A 16,073-nucleotide genomic window follows, 5' to 3' on the forward strand; every position below is an offset into this window, starting at 1 on the left:
CGCACCGGGCCGCCGGTGTGGTCCGTTGCGTGCGATGGGGCGCGGGCGTTCGGCCTCAGCCGCACCGGCGCGAGACGTCTGGGAGGCCGACGACGGTGAGGGTGCGAGAACGCGATCGGGGCGCGGTCCGGCGGGCCGTGGCGTTGGGGCTGGCGGTGGCCGCCGCGGCGGGCGTGACGGCGTGCGCGCCGCCGCAGAGCGCGAACACGGTGAACCTCTACTACGCGCCCGAGGAGAACCTGCAGACGGTCGTCGACAAGTGCAACGACCAGGCCCAGGGCCGTTTCAAGATCGTCTACCACAAGCTGCCGCGCGACGCGGACGGGCAGCGCGAGCAGATGGTGCGCAGGCTCGCCGCGCAGGACGACGGGATGGACGTCCTCGGCCTGGACACCACGTGGACCGCCGAGTTCGCGCGGGCGGGCTGGGTCCGGGAGTGGACCGGCGAGGACCGGGAGCAGGCCGAAGCGGGCACGCTCGCCGGACCGCTGGAATCCGCGCGCTACGGCGGGAAGCTGTTCGGGGCGCCGAAGAACACCAACGTCCAGCTGCTCTGGTACCGCTCGGACGTGGTGCGGACACCCCCGCGGACCTGGGACGACATGATCGAGCAGGCGCGGCGGCTGAAAGCCGAGGGCCGTCCGTCGACGATCCTGATCCCCGGCGCCCAGTTCGAGGGCTACGTGGTGCAGTACAACACGCTGCTGGCCTCCGCCGGGGGCAGGCTCATCTCCGACGACGGCACCCGCGCCGTCGTCGACGAGGGCGCGGTCCGGGCGTTGGAGCAGCTCAAGGCGCTCGCCGACTCCGGGCTGACCAGCCCGTCCATGTCCAACGCGCAGGAAGACGACATCCGGCTCGAATTCCAGCAGGGCGAGGCGGCGTTCCAGCTCAACTGGCCGTTCGTCTACCCGTCCATGCAGGAGGACGCGCCGGACGTCGCCCGCAACGTCCACTGGGCCCGCTACCCGAGTTCTGATCCGGACCGGCCAAGCAAGGTGACCATCGGCGGGTTCAACCTCGCGGTCAGCAGGTACTCGCCGCGCCCGGCGGCCTCCTTCGACGCCGCGCTGTGCCTGCGCAGCGCCGAGAGCCAGCGGTTCTCCGCGGTCGAGGACGGACTGCCGCCCACCATCGAATCGGTCTACTCCGGACCGGAGATGGCCGCGGAGTACCCGATGCGCGACACCATCCTGGAGGAGTTGCGGGATCCGGCGATCCGCCCGATCACCCCGGCGTACCAGAACGTCTCGACGGTGCTGTCGAAGCTGCTGTCCCCGGCTTCGGCGATCGACCCGCCGCGCACCGCCGAGCGGATGCGCACCGAGGTGCAGAACGCCCTCGACTCGCAGGGAGTGATGCCCTGATGTCCACGACGGACGCGGCCGGGCGCGCGGAGCGCAGGCTGGGCTGGGCGTTGTGCGCGCCGGCCGCGCTGGTGATGGTCGCCGTCACCGGCTGGCCGATCCTGTACGCGGTGTGGCTCTCGTTCCAGCGCTACGACCTGAAGTACCCCGACCAGCGCGAGTTCGTCGGCCTGGACAACTACGTCACGGTGCTCGGCAACCAGTACTGGTGGACGGCGTTCGGCGTCACCGTGCTCATCACGGTCGCCCAGCTGGTGATCGAATTCGTGCTGGGCATGGCGCTGGCGCTGATCATGCACCGGGCGCTGATCGGCCGGGGACTGGTGCGCACGGTCAGCCTCATCCCGTACGGGATCGTCACCGTCGTCGCCGCGTTCAGCTGGCGCTACGCGTGGACACCGGACACCGGGTACCTGGCGAACCTGTTCACCGACGGCGCGCCGCTGACCGAACGGGCCTCCGCGCTGGCGATCATCGTCGTCGCCGAGGTGTGGAAGACGACGCCGTTCATGGCGCTGCTGCTGATGACCGGGCTCGCCCTGGTGCCGGAGGACATGCTGGAGGCGGCGCAGATCGACGGCGCCTCGCGGTGGCAGCGGTTCACCCAGGTCATGCTGCCGGTGATGAAGCCGGCGATCCTCGTCGCGCTGCTGTTCCGCACGCTCGACGCGTTCCGCGTCTTCGACAACATCGTGGTGCTCACCGACGGGGCGCAGGACACCTCCTCGGTGTCGGTGCTGGCCTACAACAACCTGATCAAAGGACTCAACCTCGGCATCGGCTCCACGATGTCCGTGCTGATCTTCCTCGCGGTGGCGCTGATCGCGTTCCTGTTCGTGAAGCTGTTCGGCACCGCCGCGCCCGGCGCCGACGACGACGGGAGGCGCTGATGACCCGCCGTGCGAGGAAACCCGCCGACACGGCCAAGTGGACCGTGCTCAACGCGGTCGTGGTGCTCTACGCGCTGGTGCCGGTGCTGTGGATCGTGTCGCTGTCGTTCAAGACCTCCGCCGGTCTCAGCGACGGCAGGTTCATCCCGGCCGAGTGGACGCTGGAGAACTACGCGGCGATCTTCCGGACGGGGGAGTTCCTGCGCGCGCTGCTGAACTCCATCGGCATCGCGCTGATCGCCACCGCGATCGCCGTGGTCCTGGGCACCATGGCCGCGTACGCGATCGCGCGGCTGACGTTCCCCGGCAAGCGCCTGCTGGTCGGGGTGTCGCTGCTCATCGCGATGTTCCCGCAGGTGTCGCTGGTGTCGCCGCTGTTCGAGATCGAACGGGCGCTCGGGCTGTTCGACACGTGGCCCGGCCTGATCCTGCCGTACATCACGTTCTCGCTGCCGCTGGCGATCTACACGCTCTCGGCGTTCTTCCGGGAGATCCCGTGGCAGCTGGAGGAGGCGGCCACCATGGACGGGGCCACTCCGGGGCAGGCGTTCCGGAAGGTGATCGCGCCGCTGGCCGCGCCGGGCGTGTTCACCACGGCGATCCTGGTGTTCATCTTCTGCTGGAACGACTTCCTGTTCGCCATCTCGCTCACCTCCACCGAGGCGTCCCGCACGGTGCCGGTGGCGTTGCAGTTCTTCACCGGCGACTCGCAGTTCGAGGACCCGACCGGGACGATCGCCGCCGCGGCCGTGGTGATCACGATCCCGATCATCCTGTTCGTGCTGTTCTTCCAGCGCAGGATCGTCTCCGGCCTCACCTCGGGAGCCGTCAAGGAGTGAGCCGGCGGACCGTTCGTCCCACGAGAAGGGGCGAACGGTCCGTTCACTCCGGCACTGTCGATCAGGGACCTGCGAACTCTTGGACCCAGTAGTGGCCGTAGCTGCTGTTCGGGTCGAAGGCGTGCCCCACGCCGATCCGGGTGTAGGCGCAGTTCTGGATGTTCGCCCGGTGACCGGGGCTGGTCATCCACTGGTGGAACGTCGCGGCGGGCGAGGCGTTGCCCGCGGCGATGTTCTCCGCCGTCGCGCCGCTGAGCCGCGCGAGCACCCGCCCGGCGGCGTCGGAGTGGGCGAAGAAGTCGTGCACGGCCATGTCGACGGCGTGCGCCTGCGCCGAGCGTTCCAGGTCGGGGAACGGGGCCAGCGGCCCGCACCCGGCTTCGGCGCGGGCCGCGTTCGTGCGGTCCACGACCTCCGCGGTGACGACGTCCATCCGGTCCGCGTGCGCGGACGGGACGACCATCGCGGAGGCGCTCAGCAGCGCGCACAGCAGGATCGGCCGGACGGAGCCGCGCCAGCGGAAGGCGGGCGAGCCGGGCATCGACCGGGGAAGAACGAACATCCGCACCACTCCTCGAAGACAGCGGTCCCAGGTGCGGACAGTTCTAACCTGCTTTTCGGCGTGCCGGTCCGGGAATCCACGCAACGGGTGATCCGCGCTGCGCGGCGGATCACCCGAACGGGATTCGGAAAATCGTCGTCCACAGTGGACGAATCGGATCACATCTGCTGCGCGATGATGATGAACAGCGTCAGGATCCAGCCCATGATCAGAGTGGTGAGCACGGCGAGCTTGTTGGTGGCGAGACGAGTCATGGCGGTGCCTCCCGGCAGCGTGAGAAATGATCGAGAACGAGCTGTCGTCTCACGATGTGGGGGCGGCGACGCCGCAACGAGGGTCAGCGCATGGAGCCCATGCGCGGCGAGGCGGACATCGCGTCCCACATCGCGCCGGGTTTTCGCCCCCGGCGCGGCACGGGACTTCGCCCCGGAGCCACGTTCCCCGAACCGGTCACGGGCAGCCTGCGGGTGAACACCCGGCGCCCCATCGCGCTGCGACGCGGTCCGTTGAACCGCACGACGATCGGCATGGCCACCTCCTCACTTCTCCCGACGCGCACCGGAGTCAGCACGGTGGCGGTTGTTCGGCGGGAACGCTCGCGGTGGGAAACCGCGGCCGTCGAACCTCTGCGCACTACATCGCTCGAATGATCGAAAACGTTACAGCGCACCATCAGAGCCACTTGTTCCTGCGGAATATCTTGAACAGCGTCAAGCAGGCCAGCATCATCACCAGCAGCGTCGCCGGATATCCGAATTTCCACTGCAATTCGGGCATCACGTCGAAGTTCATCCCGTAGATCCCGGCGATCATCGTCGGCGTCGACACGATCGCGACCCACGCCGAGATCTTGCGCATGTCGGTGTTCTGCTGGAGCGTGATCTTGGCCAGGGTCGCGTCGACCAGCGTGGTCAGCAGCTCGTCGAAGGACGCCACCCGCTCCGAGACCGTCGTCAGGTGGTCCTCGACGTTGCGGAAGTAGGAGCGGACCTCCTCCGGCACCATCGGCGTATAGCCCTCGGCGAGCCGCTGCAGCGGCCGGGCCAGCGGCATCACGGCGCGCCGCAGCTCCATGACCTCGCGCTTCATCAGGTAGATCTGCTCGGCCTCGATCTTGGTGCGCGGAGCGAAGACCGCCGCTTCCATGTCGTCGATGTCGTCCTGGATGGCCTCGGTGACCTCCAGGTAGGTGTCCACGACGTGGTCGGCGATGCCGTGCAGCACCGCGGCGGGCCCCAGCTGCAACTGCTCCGGATCGGTCTCCAGCTGCGCGCGCACCTGCCCGAGGCTGGCGTGCTTGCCGTGCCGCACCGTGATCACGAAGTCGCGGCCGACGAAGGCCATCAGCTCGCCGCTCTCGACGATCTCGCTGGTGGCCGTCAGCTTCTCGTTGTCGATGTAGCGCACCGTCTTGAGGACCATGAACAGCGTGCTGTCGTAGCGCTCCAGCTTCGGCCGCTGGTGCGCGTGCACGGCGTCCTCGACCGCGAGCTCGTGCAGCCCGAAGGTCTCGGCCAGCACGTTGAGCTGGGATTCGTCCGGTTCGTGCAGGCCGATCCAGACGAAGCCGGTGCCCCGCTCGCGCACCTCGTCGATCGCTTCGGCGTGCGACCACGTGCCGGACAAGCGCACGCCGTCGACGTAGACGCCGCAGTCGATGACGTAAGCCGGGGGAGCGGCGGGAACCGGGGTGACTCGGCCGTTGTTGCGGGCCGCGCGGTTGCGCAGGCCGAGCGAGGGAAGGCTGGGCACGGCGACCTCCAAAGGCGGGGAATCGGATCTGGGGCGATCTCGCACACCTGGACCGCGCATCCCCGCCGGCGCAGCGGGAACCCCGAAGGGTTCCGGCGCCTGGACTTCGGCCTAGCCGCAGGCCTTCCAGGCGGGGATGCGGTTGGTACTACTCGGAAGCGCGCTATCGGCACTGCCGCTCACAATCCCTCACCTCCTTCTGTCCGCCTCGCGCATCGGCGAGGTGGTCCGGACCGGCCAACGGTTCACGATACTCGCCGTGCCCGGCCCGGTCGGCGGCGGTGCCGGGTGTGATGGGACACGGCGAAACGGGTGATTCTTAGGTTTCGGCGCACAGGGAAACTCCGTTATCCGTCCGGATCGCCCTGATCATTCTTCTTGTCGCAACGGTCCGTTTCAGTGCGGCGGGGAGGTCTTCGGGAGTTGGCCCCACTCCCGGAGGGTCTCCGCCAGGCCGTCGGTCAGCCGGTGCTCGGCGTCGAGTGTGGCCAAGGTCGCAGTATCCGCCCACATCGCGTCGGAGGCGTCGTCACCAGGGAAAAGGGCTACTTCGTTGGTCCGGCATGCGTAGTCGTGAATCTCGTAGGTACCAGTCGGAGCCGGGCGCAGCACGCGTCCGATCCACCTCCCGACGATCACGGAGAGTCCGGTTTCCTCCAGGAGTTCGCGGTGTACCGCCGAACGATCGGTTTCTCCGGGCTCCACCCGCCCACCGGGTACGGACCACTGCCCCCTGCCGGGGTCGTGGCGGCGTAGTACCAGCAACAACCTGCCATCGGCATCGTGGACGACCCCACCGACGCACCGGATCACTGGGCCGTTGGGTATGATCACGGATACGGAGGGTAGTTGATCCGGACGGTTCGGCTAGCGACTGACCCAAGTGCGGGACAATGCTGCCCTAACGCCGCCGAGTGCGGTACAACAGATCGGCAGGCGCCAGCGTGTTCAATGGCATTTCGGACGGGGTGTATCGCAGTGAACCTTAAGAAGATCCTGACCTGGGCCGGGGTCGCGTTCCTCCTCTTCTTCCTCTTCTCCGCCCCACAGCAGGCCGGTAACCTGGTGAACAACATCCTCGCCAGCCTGGAAGGAGCCGCGCAGGCGGTCATCCTCTTCATGCAGAACATCTTCGTGTAGTGCCGAAGGGCGGTTGACGTGTTCGCGCCTAGGGATCCCGACGAGTACCTGCTCGACACCGAACGCCGGGTCATCCGGCTCCGCAGACACTGGGCGAGCCTGGTCTGGGAACTGTTCGAGGCGATCGGGCTGCTCGTCGGTGTGGTGATGGTGTCCCAACTACTGCCGCAGGACACGACCCTGCCGCAGAACGTGCTCTGGTACGCGGGCCTGGTCGTGCTGCTCCGGTTCACCTATCAGGTGCTGGACTGGTACGTGGAGCGCATCGTCGTCACCGACAAGCGATTCCTGATCGCCGAAGGCATCTTCACCACGAACGTGGCGATGATGCCGATCGGGAAGGTCACCGACTTGACCTTCCAGCGGACCCTGGCCGGGCGCATGTTCGGCTACGGGACCCTGGTGGTCGAGTCGGCCGGTCAGATCCAGGCGCTCAACCGGATCGAGTACGTGCCCAGCCCCGACGAGGTGGAAGACGCGATCTCCTACCTGGTCTTCGGGGAGAAGAAGGCGCAGCAGGAGCGGTTCTCCATGCTCAAGGCCCGTCGTGCCGCGGTGGGCAAGAAGAAGGCCAAGCTTCCGAGCTGATCGGTGGCTCGCGAGCCGGGGTCGCAGGCGCTGCCTGCGGCCCCGTCCGTGTTCATGGGCTGGTGCGGGAGCCCTCGCGGGCATCGGCGAGACTGTGCGCAGCGGAAGGACGGTCGCCCGGGGCGCCGGTCGAACACCCGGTGCGGGGTTCTCGACCGAACTCGCGGGAACGGCGGGGGGATCGTCCGCCGCCGACCGCCGGGTTCAACGGAAAGGCCACGCTTGCGCATCGACCTGCACGCCCACTCCACCGAGTCCGACGGCACCGATACGCCCGCGGAACTCGTCGCCGCCGCGCTCGACGCGGGACTGGACGCCGTCGCGATCACCGATCACGACACCACGGCGGGTTGGGCCGAGGCGGCCGCGGCCGTCGCCGCCTGCACCGGTCCGCGCCGGCTGCGGGTCGTCCCGGGTGCCGAGCTGTCCTGCAGCTGCCCGGACGGCAACGGCCGCACCATCACCGTGCACCTGCTGGCGTACCTGTTCGACCCGACCTCGCCCGCGCTCGTCGCCGAGCAGTCGCGGCTGCGCGCGGAGCGGCGCGGCCGGTTGCGGGAGATGGCCGAGCGGATGGCGGCCGAGGGGTTCCCGGTGGATCCGGAGGGCTTGATGGCGGGGTTGCCGCCGGACTCGCCGGGCGGGCGGCCGCACCTGGCCCGGCAGCTGGTGCAGGCCGGTCTGGTCGCGAGCGTGGACGAGGCCTTCGCCCGCTACCTGGGCAGCAGCGGCCGGTACTACCTGCCGCGCACCGACACCCCGGTGCGGCGGGCGATCGAGATGATCGCCGACGCTGGTGGTGTGACGGCGCTGGCGCACCCCTTCGCGCGAGCCCGCGGGCCCGTGATCAACGCGGCGGTCGTGGCGGAGCTGGCCGGGCAGGGGCTCACCGGCATCGAGGTGGACCACCCGGATCACGACGAGCCGACCAGGCAGGAGCTGCGGGGCCTCGCCGCCGAGCTGAACCTGGTCCCGACGGGCAGCAGCGACTACCACGGCACCAACAAGACGATCCGGATCGGCCAGGAGACGACCGCCCCGGAATCGCTGCAGCGGCTGATCGACAAGAGCAGCGGCAGCGAGGTCTTCACCGCGGGCTGATCGGCCGGGCATCCGGCTCGCGCGGTGCGGATTCGCGGTGATCGTGCGAGTTTTCGGCGCCGTGCGGGGCGAAACTCGACGCGACGGTCCGGCTGCGTAGGGTGGGGCGAGTGCAGGGACAGCTCGGCCTCGAAGGCATCCCCGGCAAGCTCGTCCGGGTCACTCCGGCGAAACTCGCCAACTGGGACAGTTGCCCGCGCAAGTTTCGCATGACGTACCTGGACCGGCCGACGCCGTCGCGGTCCGGTGCCCGCGCCAACGCCACGCTCGGCGCGGTCGTGCACAACGCGCTGAAGGCGTTCTTCGAACTCCCGACGGCCCAGCGGACCCCCGAGAAGGCGGTGCTGTTGGTCCGGCAGTGCTGGAAGAGCGACGGGTTCGCCGACTTCGAGCAGGCCGACGAGTACCGCGGACGCGCGCAGCGGTGGGTCGCCGAGTACGTCGAGCGGCTCGGCCCCGGCGCGGACCCCGTCGCGGTGGAGCGGTGGGTGTCGGCCCCGGTGGGCACGATCATCGCGGAGGGCCGGGTGGACCGCATCGACCGGCGCGACGGTGCGCTGGTCGTCGTCGACTACAAGACCGGCAGACGCGCCGCGACCGACGAGGACGCGCGGGATTCGCGAGCGCTCGCGCTGTACGCGGTCGCCACCCGCAAGACGCTGCGCGGGGAGACCGGACGGGTCGAACTGCACCACTTGCCCAGCGGGCGGGTCGGGGCGTGGGATCACGACCAGGCCTCCCTCGATGAGCATGTGCGGGCGGCGGAGCGGTCCGCCGCGGAACTCCAGGCCGCCTCCGACACGTTCGAGGAGGGGGACGGCGGACGTGCGGCCTTCCCCCCGAAGCCCGGCGCACAATGCGCGTGGTGCGAGTTCCGGGCGCACTGCCCGGAGGGGCAGCAGGCGGCGCCGCCCGCCGCGCCGTGGGCCGGGTTGGCCGGATGAAGGACCAGAGGAACGACATGGACATGCCCCGACGAGGGCCGCAGGACGCCGCACGCGGAAACTCCGATGCCCGCCACCGGCAGGCGCAGGCGCTGCGCGGGCCGCAACGAGGCCCCGGTTACGGGGCGGGACCCGGCGCTCCCGCCGATCAGCCGGGCACGGTGCCGTTCCGCTCGTCGCGCCCACCTCGGCAGCAGCCGGTGGAGTGGTACCACGAGCAGGACGTGGACGAACGGCCGACGATCCGCCGCGCCGGGGCGGCGAGCGGTACCCGGGCCGGGACGTGGTTGCGCGGGCTGACCGGTTCGCTGGCGCTCGGCCTGCTGGTGGTGACGGTCGGCCTGCTCGGCGTGCAGATCTGGTCCACCCGCCAAGGCGAGGCCGGGCCGGGCACGAGCATGATCGTCACGCACGCCGTCGGCGTCGTGCTGGCCCTGGTGCTGCAGGCGTTCGCGGACCGCAACCGGGATCGACGCGGCGGGGCCGCGCTGCTGGGCGTGCTGATCGCCGTCTTCGGCACCCTGTGGTTCTGGTGGTGGCTCTGACGGCTCCCGCCGACGGCTGAGCGGAGTTCGAGCACCGGGCCTCAGCCCAGCGCCACCAGCGTCGCGCCTCGTTGTTCGAGCAGGGCGGGGCCCGCGGAGTCCATGCTGATCGGGCCGTCGTAGCCCTGCCGGTCCACCGGGATCACCCGCTGGCGCGCTCCGGTGAAGCGGTCCACGACGGCAATGCCTTCGGGAACGGGGACCAGCAGCTCGCCGCCGAACAGCGTCCCGGGGCCGAGCGCGCCGGGAACGGTCCACCGCGGAGCGAAGGTGGCGGCGTCCAGCGCCACGGTGGTGGCGCCGTTGTGCCAGTACAGCAGGCCGCCGAAGGTGGCCCCGGCGATGTCGCCGACCTTGTCCTTGACCTGCTGGTACTGCTCGTCGTCGAGGACGGCCACCCGGAACGGCCGGTCCGGCCCGGCGGTGGCGAGCCCGTGCCGCACGCTCTGCTCGGTGATCGTCGGATCGAACCGGTGCAGCGCGGCGGCGATCGAACGCGCGGCGCGCTGCTGCTCGGGTTCGGGGACGGGACGCAGGTTGACCGTCCAGACCCGGTCCGGGGCGACCGCCTCCACACCGGCGTCGGGGACCCGGGTCCCCTCGGCGGGCAGCGGGTACTCCGCCTCGACCCCGCCGGTGGCGTTCGCGTACACCACGAGCGAACCGCGATCGCGCAGGTAGACCACGGTCTGCTTGGTGGACACCGCCACCGCGGTCGCTTCGGAACCGTTGAGCACCGCGGTGGTGACCTCTTCCGGTTCCTCGTCGTCCTCGGGCTTGGTCTTGAGCACGCTGAGGCGCTTGGTCGGGTCGCTGGGGCAGTCCTCGATCACCGCGACCCGTTCGCTGCCGACCGCCGTCGAGTTGTAGGTGCAGTCCGGTCGGCGAAGGTTGTTCCCGGCGTTCTTCAACGCGGGCATGATCCCGTACTGCTGGGTGCGCACCAGGTCGGAGCGCCAACTCTCCAGCACCCGATCACCGGTCGCGGTCAGGTACTTGCCGTCGCTGAGCAACCGGGTGCCGAACTGGGTGTCGGAGTTGCGGGCCGGTCCGCGCACGCCGGTACCGCCGCGCAACGAGCTGATCTCGCTGCAGTTCGCCGCTTTGCGGTACACGGCCACCGCGCGGTCCCACTCGCCGCCGACCGTGCACAGCGGGAGGTCGCGGGAGTAGCGCCAGTGCTCCCGGCCGGTTTCCGGATCGTGGCCCAGGACCGTTCCGCCGTCGCCGGTCACCACGGTCGAGTCGGCGACCACCGGAACCGGCGTGGCCGGGCTGGGCGCCCGCCACAGCTCGTGGACGGAGGTGGGTGCTCCGGCGGGTGCGGACGCCACGGGAGGTTGCTCGGAGGCGGGCTCGGACAACGTCGCGCGTGCATCGCTGCGCCACCAGATGACGGCGGCGGCCGACACCACCGCCACCAGGATCAGGGCCACCGCGACGAAGTCGGACCGCGTCCGCCGTTCCGGCCGTACCACTGCACTCCTCGTTGGGCGTTCGTTGGTCTTCCGGCGTCGGCCGGGCCCTCGGTTGCTGATCGGTGCGGCGCGAGCCGCGGTGGACTCGCCCGTGCTCGGTCGGAGCTCGGGCCCGGTGCCTCCCGGCCACCGAGCCTAGCCACCCCGGCACGGCCAACGGGCCGCCCGGTCCTCGGGCCGCCCGCCGCTCGTCCTACCTCAGTCGGCGGTCGATTCGCCGCCACCGGAGCCGGAACCGCCACCGCCGCCGCGACGCCTGCGCCGCCGCTTGCGGGGAGCTTCCGCCGAGTCACCGGCGCCTTCGCCCTGCGGAGCCGACTCCGCGGGCTTCGCGCCGCTGTCCGCGCCCACGCCGCCGCGGGTGCGCCTGCGCTGCCGCGTGCGGCCACCGGGACGGGTGTCGCCCGCGGGCTCACCGGCGGACTGCTCGCCACCGCCGTTGCCGCGGGTGCGGCGACGCGGCTTGCGCGAGGAGGAGGAGCGCTTCGCGTCCTCGTCCACCTCGGCGCCCAGGCCGGCGCGGGTGCGCTTCGACAGCGGCAACCGGCCGGTCGCGTCCGCGGGGATGTTCAAGTCCTCGTAGAGGTGCTTGGACGTGGAGTAGGTCTCCACCGGCTCCGGCTTGCCCAGGTCGAGGGTGTCGCTGATCATCTTCCAGCGGGTTTCCTCGTCCCAGTCGACGAGGGTGATCGCGACGCCCTCGCGCCCCGCGCGACCGGTGCGGCCGATGCGGTGCACGTAGGTCTTCTCGTCGTCCGGGCACTGCAGGTTCACCACGTGCGTCACGCCGGAGACGTCGATGCCGCGGGCGGCGACGTCCGTCGCGACCAGGGTGTCGACCTTGCCGGAGCGGAACGCGCGCAGCGCCTGCTCGCGGGCGCCCTGACCGAGGTCGCCGTGCACCGACGCGGCGGCGAAACCGCGCTCGGCCAGCTCGTCGGAGAGCTTCTGCGCGGTCCGCTTGGTTCGCGTGAAGATCATCGTGAGCCCGCGGTCCTGGGCCTGCAGCGCCCGCGCCAGCAGCTCCGACTTGTCCATCGCGTGCGCGCGGTAGACGAACTGCTTGGTGCGCTCGTGGATCGCGTTCGCGTCGGCTTCCTCGGCGCGGATGTGCGTGGGCTGGTTCAGGAACGTGCGGGCCAGGGTGATGATCGGCCCCGGCATGGTCGCGGAGAACAGCATCGTCTGCCGCTGCTCGGGGACCATGTTCAGGATCCGCTCGATGTCCGGGAGGAAGCCCAGGTCGAGCATCTCGTCGGCCTCGTCCAGCACCAGTCCGCGGACCTTGCCGAGGATCAGGTGCTGCTGCTCGGCCAGGTCCAGCAACCGGCCGGGGGTGCCGATGACCAGGTCGACGCCCTGCTTGAGCGCGTCGATCTGCTGCTCGTAGGGCCGCCCGCCGTACACCGCGAGGGTGCGGATGCCCAGGTGCTTGCCGGCGTCGGTGAGGTCGCGGGCGACCTGCACGCACAGCTCGCGGGTCGGCACGACGACGAGCGCCTGCGGAGTGCCGTCACCGGGCACCTGCAGTCGCTGCAGCAGGGGCACGCCGAATCCCAGCGTCTTCCCGGTGCCGGTGCGGGCCTGCCCGATCAGGTCCTCGCCGCGCAGCGCGAGCGGCAGCGTGAGCTCCTGGATCGCGAAGGTGTGCTCGATGCCCGCCTCGCCCAGCGCGCGCACGATCTCCTCGTGCACGTCGAGCTCGGCGAAGGTCGGGGTGTTCGGGACGGTGCTCTCCGCGTGCAGCGGCGGCGCTTCCTCCACGGAGGGGGCGCCGCTCTCGCTGTGCTCGATCGCGTGCACGTCCTCGGTTCTGTCCGTTGTCGCGGGGGCCTCGGGGGCCCGCTCATTGCTGAGGGTCAGAGTGATCGCCTCTCTCAGTACCGGCGCGCTGCGGCCGATTCTCGGCCGATCTCGCGGTGACGCCCTCCGGCATGTTGGCCGCGGTCTGAGCCGCGTCCGGCCGCGTTGTTCGCGTGCCGCATGCTCGTGGTCACCGATGCGATGGTCGCGCGCCCCTGTTCGATCAGCGGAAATCCCGCTGCTGGTTCGGTCGGCATCGTGGCGAGGCTCACGCCGTCGCCCGCGCCTGGTAGCCGGGCACAGGTGGCGCCCACGCCCGGGCCTCCCGCACGGACCCTGGGCGACCGGCCGCTCACGGGGTGGGACCGTGGCCCGCTTCGAGCCCGTCGGGCCCGCGCGGGGAGAGGGGTCCACTGCCGGTTGCCTGATGCCTCATGGCTTCTGCGTCCGCCAGGATACCTGGTCCACACCGGATCTAGGTCGGCAATGTGCGATGAGCTTCGTGAAACGGCCCGCACGACCAGCGTCGGGGGCGGGTCCCGTGCCGCCGCGGTCCCCGCGCTCCGCGCGTGTCGGGCGCGCGCGGAGCCGACGGCGGCGGTGCGCGGCAGGTCTGCGGTGGTCCCGCTCGCGCGCTCGGGGACCCCTTAGGCTGCCGGTATGAGCGAGCTCGACCCCTCCGCAGCCGGATCCGCCGATTCCACCTACGCCGAGGGGGTCGTGGACCTGCTGGCCGCGCTCGCCTACGGCGAACTCTCCGCTTTCGACCGGCTCGCCGAGGACGCGCGCACCGCCCCCACCCTGTCCGGCCGGGCCGCGCTGGCCAGCATGGCCGCCGCCGAGATCGGGCACTACCGCCTGCTCGACGACGCGCTCGCCGGCCGGGGAGTGGCGGTGGACGAGGTGATGGCCCCGTTCGCGGAGCCGTTCGACGCGTTCAACGCCTCCACCGCGCCGCACTCCTGGCTGGAGTCGCTGGTCAAGGCGTACGTCGGTGACGGGCTCGCGGCGGACTTCTACCGCGAGGTCGCCGAGTGGCTCGACGACTCGACCCGCGACCTGGTGCTCAACGTGCTCGCCGACACGGGGCATTCCGCGTTCGCCGAGCGCGAGGTGCTGGCCGCCATCGCCGACGACCGCTCGCTGCGCGACAAGCTGACCCTGTGGGGCCGGCGGCTGCTCGGCGAGGCGGTCACCCAGGCCCAGCGCGTCGTCGCCGAACGCGACGCCCTCTCCGAGCTGATCATCACCGGTTCCGGTGATCTCACCGGCATCGTCGCCCTGTTCCGCCGCCTCCAGAACAACCACACGAAGCGGATGGCCCGCCTCGGCCTGGGCTGATCGGGGGTGCCACCCCCGACGTGTTCGCCCACGGCGAAGGCGGGTTCGGCGGGAGCTGGGATAACCTCTCGGGCGTACGCATCGGTTGCGAATTACGGAGGTCAAGCGTGGAGGTCAAGATCGGCGTCGTGGACAGCCCGCGCGAGCTCGTCGTGGCCAGCGGTCAGTCCTCGGCCGAGGTCGAGTCGCTGGTCGCCGACGCGCTGAAGACCACCGACGGGGTGCTGTCGCTGACCGACGAGAAGGACCGGCGCTACCTGGTGCCCGCCGCCAAGGTGGCCTACGTCGAGATCGGTCCCTCGGAGTCCCCGCGGGTCGGCTTCGGCGTTCAGTGATCTACCGCGATGCCCCCGGCCGGAGCTCTCCGGCCGGGGGCATCGTCGTCTTCAGGGACCTTGCAGAACGATCTTCTGATCAGTGTCTTGTCAGCGGCGCAGCCGCTGAGCAGTGACCACGCACGCAAGACGACCACCGGCGGGTTCTCAGCGGCTTCCTCGCGAGGACAGCGATTTCGCTGTGTATGGACATACATGAGAAATCGATCCCGCAGCGAGGAAGCCGCTGAGGTTCCGCTGAGCGACCCGCTAAGCAGGTCATTCTGGAAGGGCTCCTCAGAACGGTGGGCGGCCGAGGCCGGTGATCCGGTAGCGCTGCCACGGGTCCGGGTCGGTCAGCGTGCCCACCGCCTGGCCGCGCGTCGTGCGCAGCACCACGTCGGTCTTGCGCCCCCCGGCCAGCTCCGCGACGCCGTCGTGCGCGGAGATCCGGCCGTACCAGTGGAAGCGGCCGTCGATGGGCTGGAAGTGCCCGCGCAGCACCACGTCCACCGCGACCTCGTGGTCCTCGGTGAACAGCACGGCCTCGCCTTCGTACTCCTCCTCGGGGCCGTGCTCCTGATCGGTGGCGGTCGTCGATTCGCGCACGTCGGACATGCTTCTCCCTTCCGCGGTCAGCTCTCGCCGACGTCGGTGCTCGGTTCGCCGTGGTGCTCGCTGATCAGCCGCAGGCCGGTGCTCAGCTCCAGCGGTTCGTCGGGGTCGACCACGATGCCGCCGGAGCGCAGCACGCCGTCGAGGGCGTGCCAGATGATCCGGGTCAGGTAGTCGGTGAGGTTGTCCTTGCTCATCGACTGCCGTTCCAGCCACCAGTCGCCGCTGGCCTGCACCATGCCGACCAGCCCGTGCGACCACGGCTCGACGCCGCCGGAGTCCAGCCCCAGCGCGCGCAGGTATTCGCCGAGCAGCCGGGACAGCGAGTTCGCGATCTCCGTCTTCTCCGCGGTGACGGGGTCGTCGCGCACCGGTTTGTCGGCGAAGGTGCGCCGCACGACGAACCGGTAGAGGTCGGGGTACTGCTCGAGGACGCCGAGGTAGGCGTCGAGCATCCGCCGGATGCGTTCGTTCGGGCTGCCGTCGGCGGCGATCTCGGGCGCCAGCCGCTGCATCAGCAGGTCGGAGCCCCATTCGCCGACGGCCACGTACAGGTCGCTCTTGTCGTGGAAGTGCCGGTAGAGCACGGGTTTGCTGACGCCGGCCTCGGCGGCGATCTCGTCCATGCCGACGTCGGCGCCGTGCTCGCCGATGGCGCGGACGGTGGCTTCGACGAACTCGGCGCGGCGAGCTTGGCGGTGCTCGCGCCAGCGCTCCCGGCGGGCGTCGCCGCGTTCCGGTGGGGGCGACGAGGGGACGACCTTGACAGGTCGAGTGCGGTGGCTCACGCTACC

The 16,073-nt window shown here is 70.5% G+C and carries 17 protein-coding genes and 1 pseudogene; 10 read left to right on the top strand and 8 right to left on the bottom strand.

Annotation, left to right across the window (positions count from 1 at the left end; all coding sequences use genetic code 11):
- Positions 1-95: 95 nt before the first annotated feature.
- From BJ969_RS02745 to BJ969_RS02755, 3 genes are read left to right on the top strand one after another with little or no spacing between them, the layout of a single operon-like run.
- Entirely contained in the window at positions 96-1,367 is a 1,272-nt protein-coding gene (locus tag BJ969_RS02745) for an ABC transporter substrate-binding protein (protein ID WP_425503516.1), read from the top strand.
- Positions 1,367-2,257, top strand: a complete 891-nt coding sequence (locus BJ969_RS02750) for a carbohydrate ABC transporter permease (protein WP_184476997.1) — start codon at positions 1,367-1,369, stop codon at positions 2,255-2,257. Before BJ969_RS02745 ends, BJ969_RS02750 begins: the two co-directional genes overlap by 1 nt.
- The gene (locus BJ969_RS02755; protein ID WP_184476999.1) at positions 2,257-3,096 is read left to right on the top strand and encodes a carbohydrate ABC transporter permease; all 840 of its coding nucleotides are present in this window, start codon (positions 2,257-2,259) and stop codon (positions 3,094-3,096) included. The genes BJ969_RS02750 and BJ969_RS02755 overlap by 1 nt, the downstream gene beginning before the upstream one ends.
- A 61-nt stretch (positions 3,097-3,157) precedes the next feature.
- On the opposite strand, the gene BJ969_RS02760 is transcribed toward BJ969_RS02755, so the two are convergent.
- The 4 genes and pseudogenes from BJ969_RS02760 to BJ969_RS30730 all read right to left on the bottom strand — a co-directional run.
- The gene (locus tag BJ969_RS02760) at positions 3,158-3,658 is read right to left on the bottom strand and encodes a CAP domain-containing protein (protein ID WP_184477001.1); all 501 of its coding nucleotides are present in this window, start codon (positions 3,656-3,658) and stop codon (positions 3,158-3,160) included.
- Positions 3,659-3,995: 337 nt separating this feature from the next.
- Positions 3,996-4,187 carry a hypothetical protein gene (locus BJ969_RS02765; RefSeq protein WP_184477003.1) on the bottom strand — a complete coding sequence of 64 codons (192 nt, stop codon included), beginning with the start codon at positions 4,185-4,187 and terminating at the stop codon, positions 3,996-3,998.
- A 143-nt stretch (positions 4,188-4,330) separates the two neighbouring features.
- A complete protein-coding gene (corA, locus tag BJ969_RS02770; RefSeq protein ID WP_184477005.1) occupies positions 4,331-5,410 on the bottom strand; it encodes a magnesium/cobalt transporter CorA in 1,080 nt (359 codons plus the stop codon).
- Positions 5,411-5,920: 510 nt separating this feature from the next.
- Positions 5,921-6,244: pseudogene (locus tag BJ969_RS30730) on the bottom strand (NUDIX domain-containing protein); the annotation flags it as partial.
- 144 nt (positions 6,245-6,388) lie between these two features.
- On the opposite strand from BJ969_RS30730, the gene BJ969_RS02780 reads away from it, so the two are divergent.
- From BJ969_RS02780 to BJ969_RS02800, 5 genes are all read left to right on the top strand, one after another.
- The gene (locus tag BJ969_RS02780) at positions 6,389-6,550 is read left to right on the top strand and encodes a hypothetical protein (RefSeq protein ID WP_184477007.1); all 162 of its coding nucleotides are present in this window, start codon (positions 6,389-6,391) and stop codon (positions 6,548-6,550) included.
- 18 nt (positions 6,551-6,568) lie between these two features.
- The gene (locus BJ969_RS02785; protein ID WP_184477009.1) at positions 6,569-7,138 is read left to right on the top strand and encodes a PH domain-containing protein; all 570 of its coding nucleotides are present in this window, start codon (positions 6,569-6,571) and stop codon (positions 7,136-7,138) included.
- 222 nt (positions 7,139-7,360) lie between these two features.
- Entirely contained in the window at positions 7,361-8,239 is an 879-nt protein-coding gene (locus tag BJ969_RS02790) for a PHP domain-containing protein (protein WP_246456662.1), read from the top strand.
- Positions 8,240-8,349: 110 nt separating this feature from the next.
- On the top strand, positions 8,350-9,183 hold the full coding sequence (locus BJ969_RS02795) for a PD-(D/E)XK nuclease family protein (protein ID WP_184477012.1): 834 nt from the start codon (positions 8,350-8,352) through the stop codon (positions 9,181-9,183).
- Positions 9,184-9,206: 23 nt separating this feature from the next.
- A complete protein-coding gene (locus tag BJ969_RS02800) occupies positions 9,207-9,728 on the top strand; it encodes a hypothetical protein (protein ID WP_184477014.1) in 522 nt (173 codons plus the stop codon).
- A gap of 41 nt (positions 9,729-9,769) precedes the next feature.
- Here the strand turns inward: BJ969_RS02800 and BJ969_RS02805 are convergent, their stop codons facing one another.
- Positions 9,770-11,206, bottom strand: coding sequence for an Rv3212 family protein (locus BJ969_RS02805; protein WP_184477016.1), 1,437 nt, complete (start codon positions 11,204-11,206; stop codon positions 9,770-9,772).
- 198 nt (positions 11,207-11,404) lie between these two features.
- A complete protein-coding gene (locus BJ969_RS02810) occupies positions 11,405-13,009 on the bottom strand; it encodes a DEAD/DEAH box helicase (RefSeq protein WP_343071188.1) in 1,605 nt (534 codons plus the stop codon).
- 660 nt (positions 13,010-13,669) lie between these two features.
- Between BJ969_RS02810 and BJ969_RS02815 the strand changes: the two genes are divergently transcribed.
- Positions 13,670-14,350, top strand: a complete 681-nt coding sequence (locus BJ969_RS02815; RefSeq protein ID WP_184477018.1) for a ferritin-like fold-containing protein — start codon at positions 13,670-13,672, stop codon at positions 14,348-14,350.
- A gap of 107 nt (positions 14,351-14,457) precedes the next feature.
- On the top strand, positions 14,458-14,685 hold the full coding sequence (locus BJ969_RS02820; RefSeq protein WP_184477020.1) for a DUF3107 family protein: 228 nt from the start codon (positions 14,458-14,460) through the stop codon (positions 14,683-14,685).
- Positions 14,686-14,961: 276 nt separating this feature from the next.
- Here BJ969_RS02820 and BJ969_RS02825 read toward each other — a convergent pair whose 3' ends face one another.
- Positions 14,962-15,282 carry a DUF4873 domain-containing protein gene (locus tag BJ969_RS02825; protein WP_184477022.1) on the bottom strand — a complete coding sequence of 107 codons (321 nt, stop codon included), beginning with the start codon at positions 15,280-15,282 and terminating at the stop codon, positions 14,962-14,964.
- Between the two features lie 17 nt (positions 15,283-15,299).
- Complete coding sequence (locus BJ969_RS02830) at positions 15,300-16,067, bottom strand: TetR/AcrR family transcriptional regulator (protein ID WP_343071189.1); 768 nt, start codon at positions 16,065-16,067, stop codon at positions 15,300-15,302.
- Between the last annotated feature and the right edge of the window lie 6 nt (positions 16,068-16,073).

Origin of the sequence: Saccharopolyspora gloriosae (genome assembly GCF_014203325.1) — a bacterium.
GTDB classification, from domain to species: domain Bacteria; phylum Actinomycetota; class Actinomycetes; order Mycobacteriales; family Pseudonocardiaceae; genus Saccharopolyspora_C; species Saccharopolyspora_C gloriosae.

Coding starts and splice junctions, on each gene's coding strand:
- BJ969_RS02750 (WP_184476997.1), top strand. CDS start 1,367: ATGTCCACGACGGACGCGGCCGGGCGCGCGGAGCGCAGGCTGGGCTGG.
- BJ969_RS02755 (WP_184476999.1), top strand. CDS start 2,257: ATGACCCGCCGTGCGAGGAAACCCGCCGACACGGCCAAGTGGACCGTG.
- BJ969_RS02760 (WP_184477001.1), bottom strand. CDS start 3,658: ATGTTCGTTCTTCCCCGGTCGATGCCCGGCTCGCCCGCCTTCCGCTGG.
- BJ969_RS02765 (WP_184477003.1), bottom strand. CDS start 4,187: ATGCCGATCGTCGTGCGGTTCAACGGACCGCGTCGCAGCGCGATGGGG.
- BJ969_RS02800 (WP_184477014.1), top strand. CDS start 9,207: ATGCCCCGACGAGGGCCGCAGGACGCCGCACGCGGAAACTCCGATGCC.
- BJ969_RS02815 (WP_184477018.1), top strand. CDS start 13,670: ATGAGCGAGCTCGACCCCTCCGCAGCCGGATCCGCCGATTCCACCTAC.
- BJ969_RS02825 (WP_184477022.1), bottom strand. CDS start 15,282: ATGTCCGACGTGCGCGAATCGACGACCGCCACCGATCAGGAGCACGGC.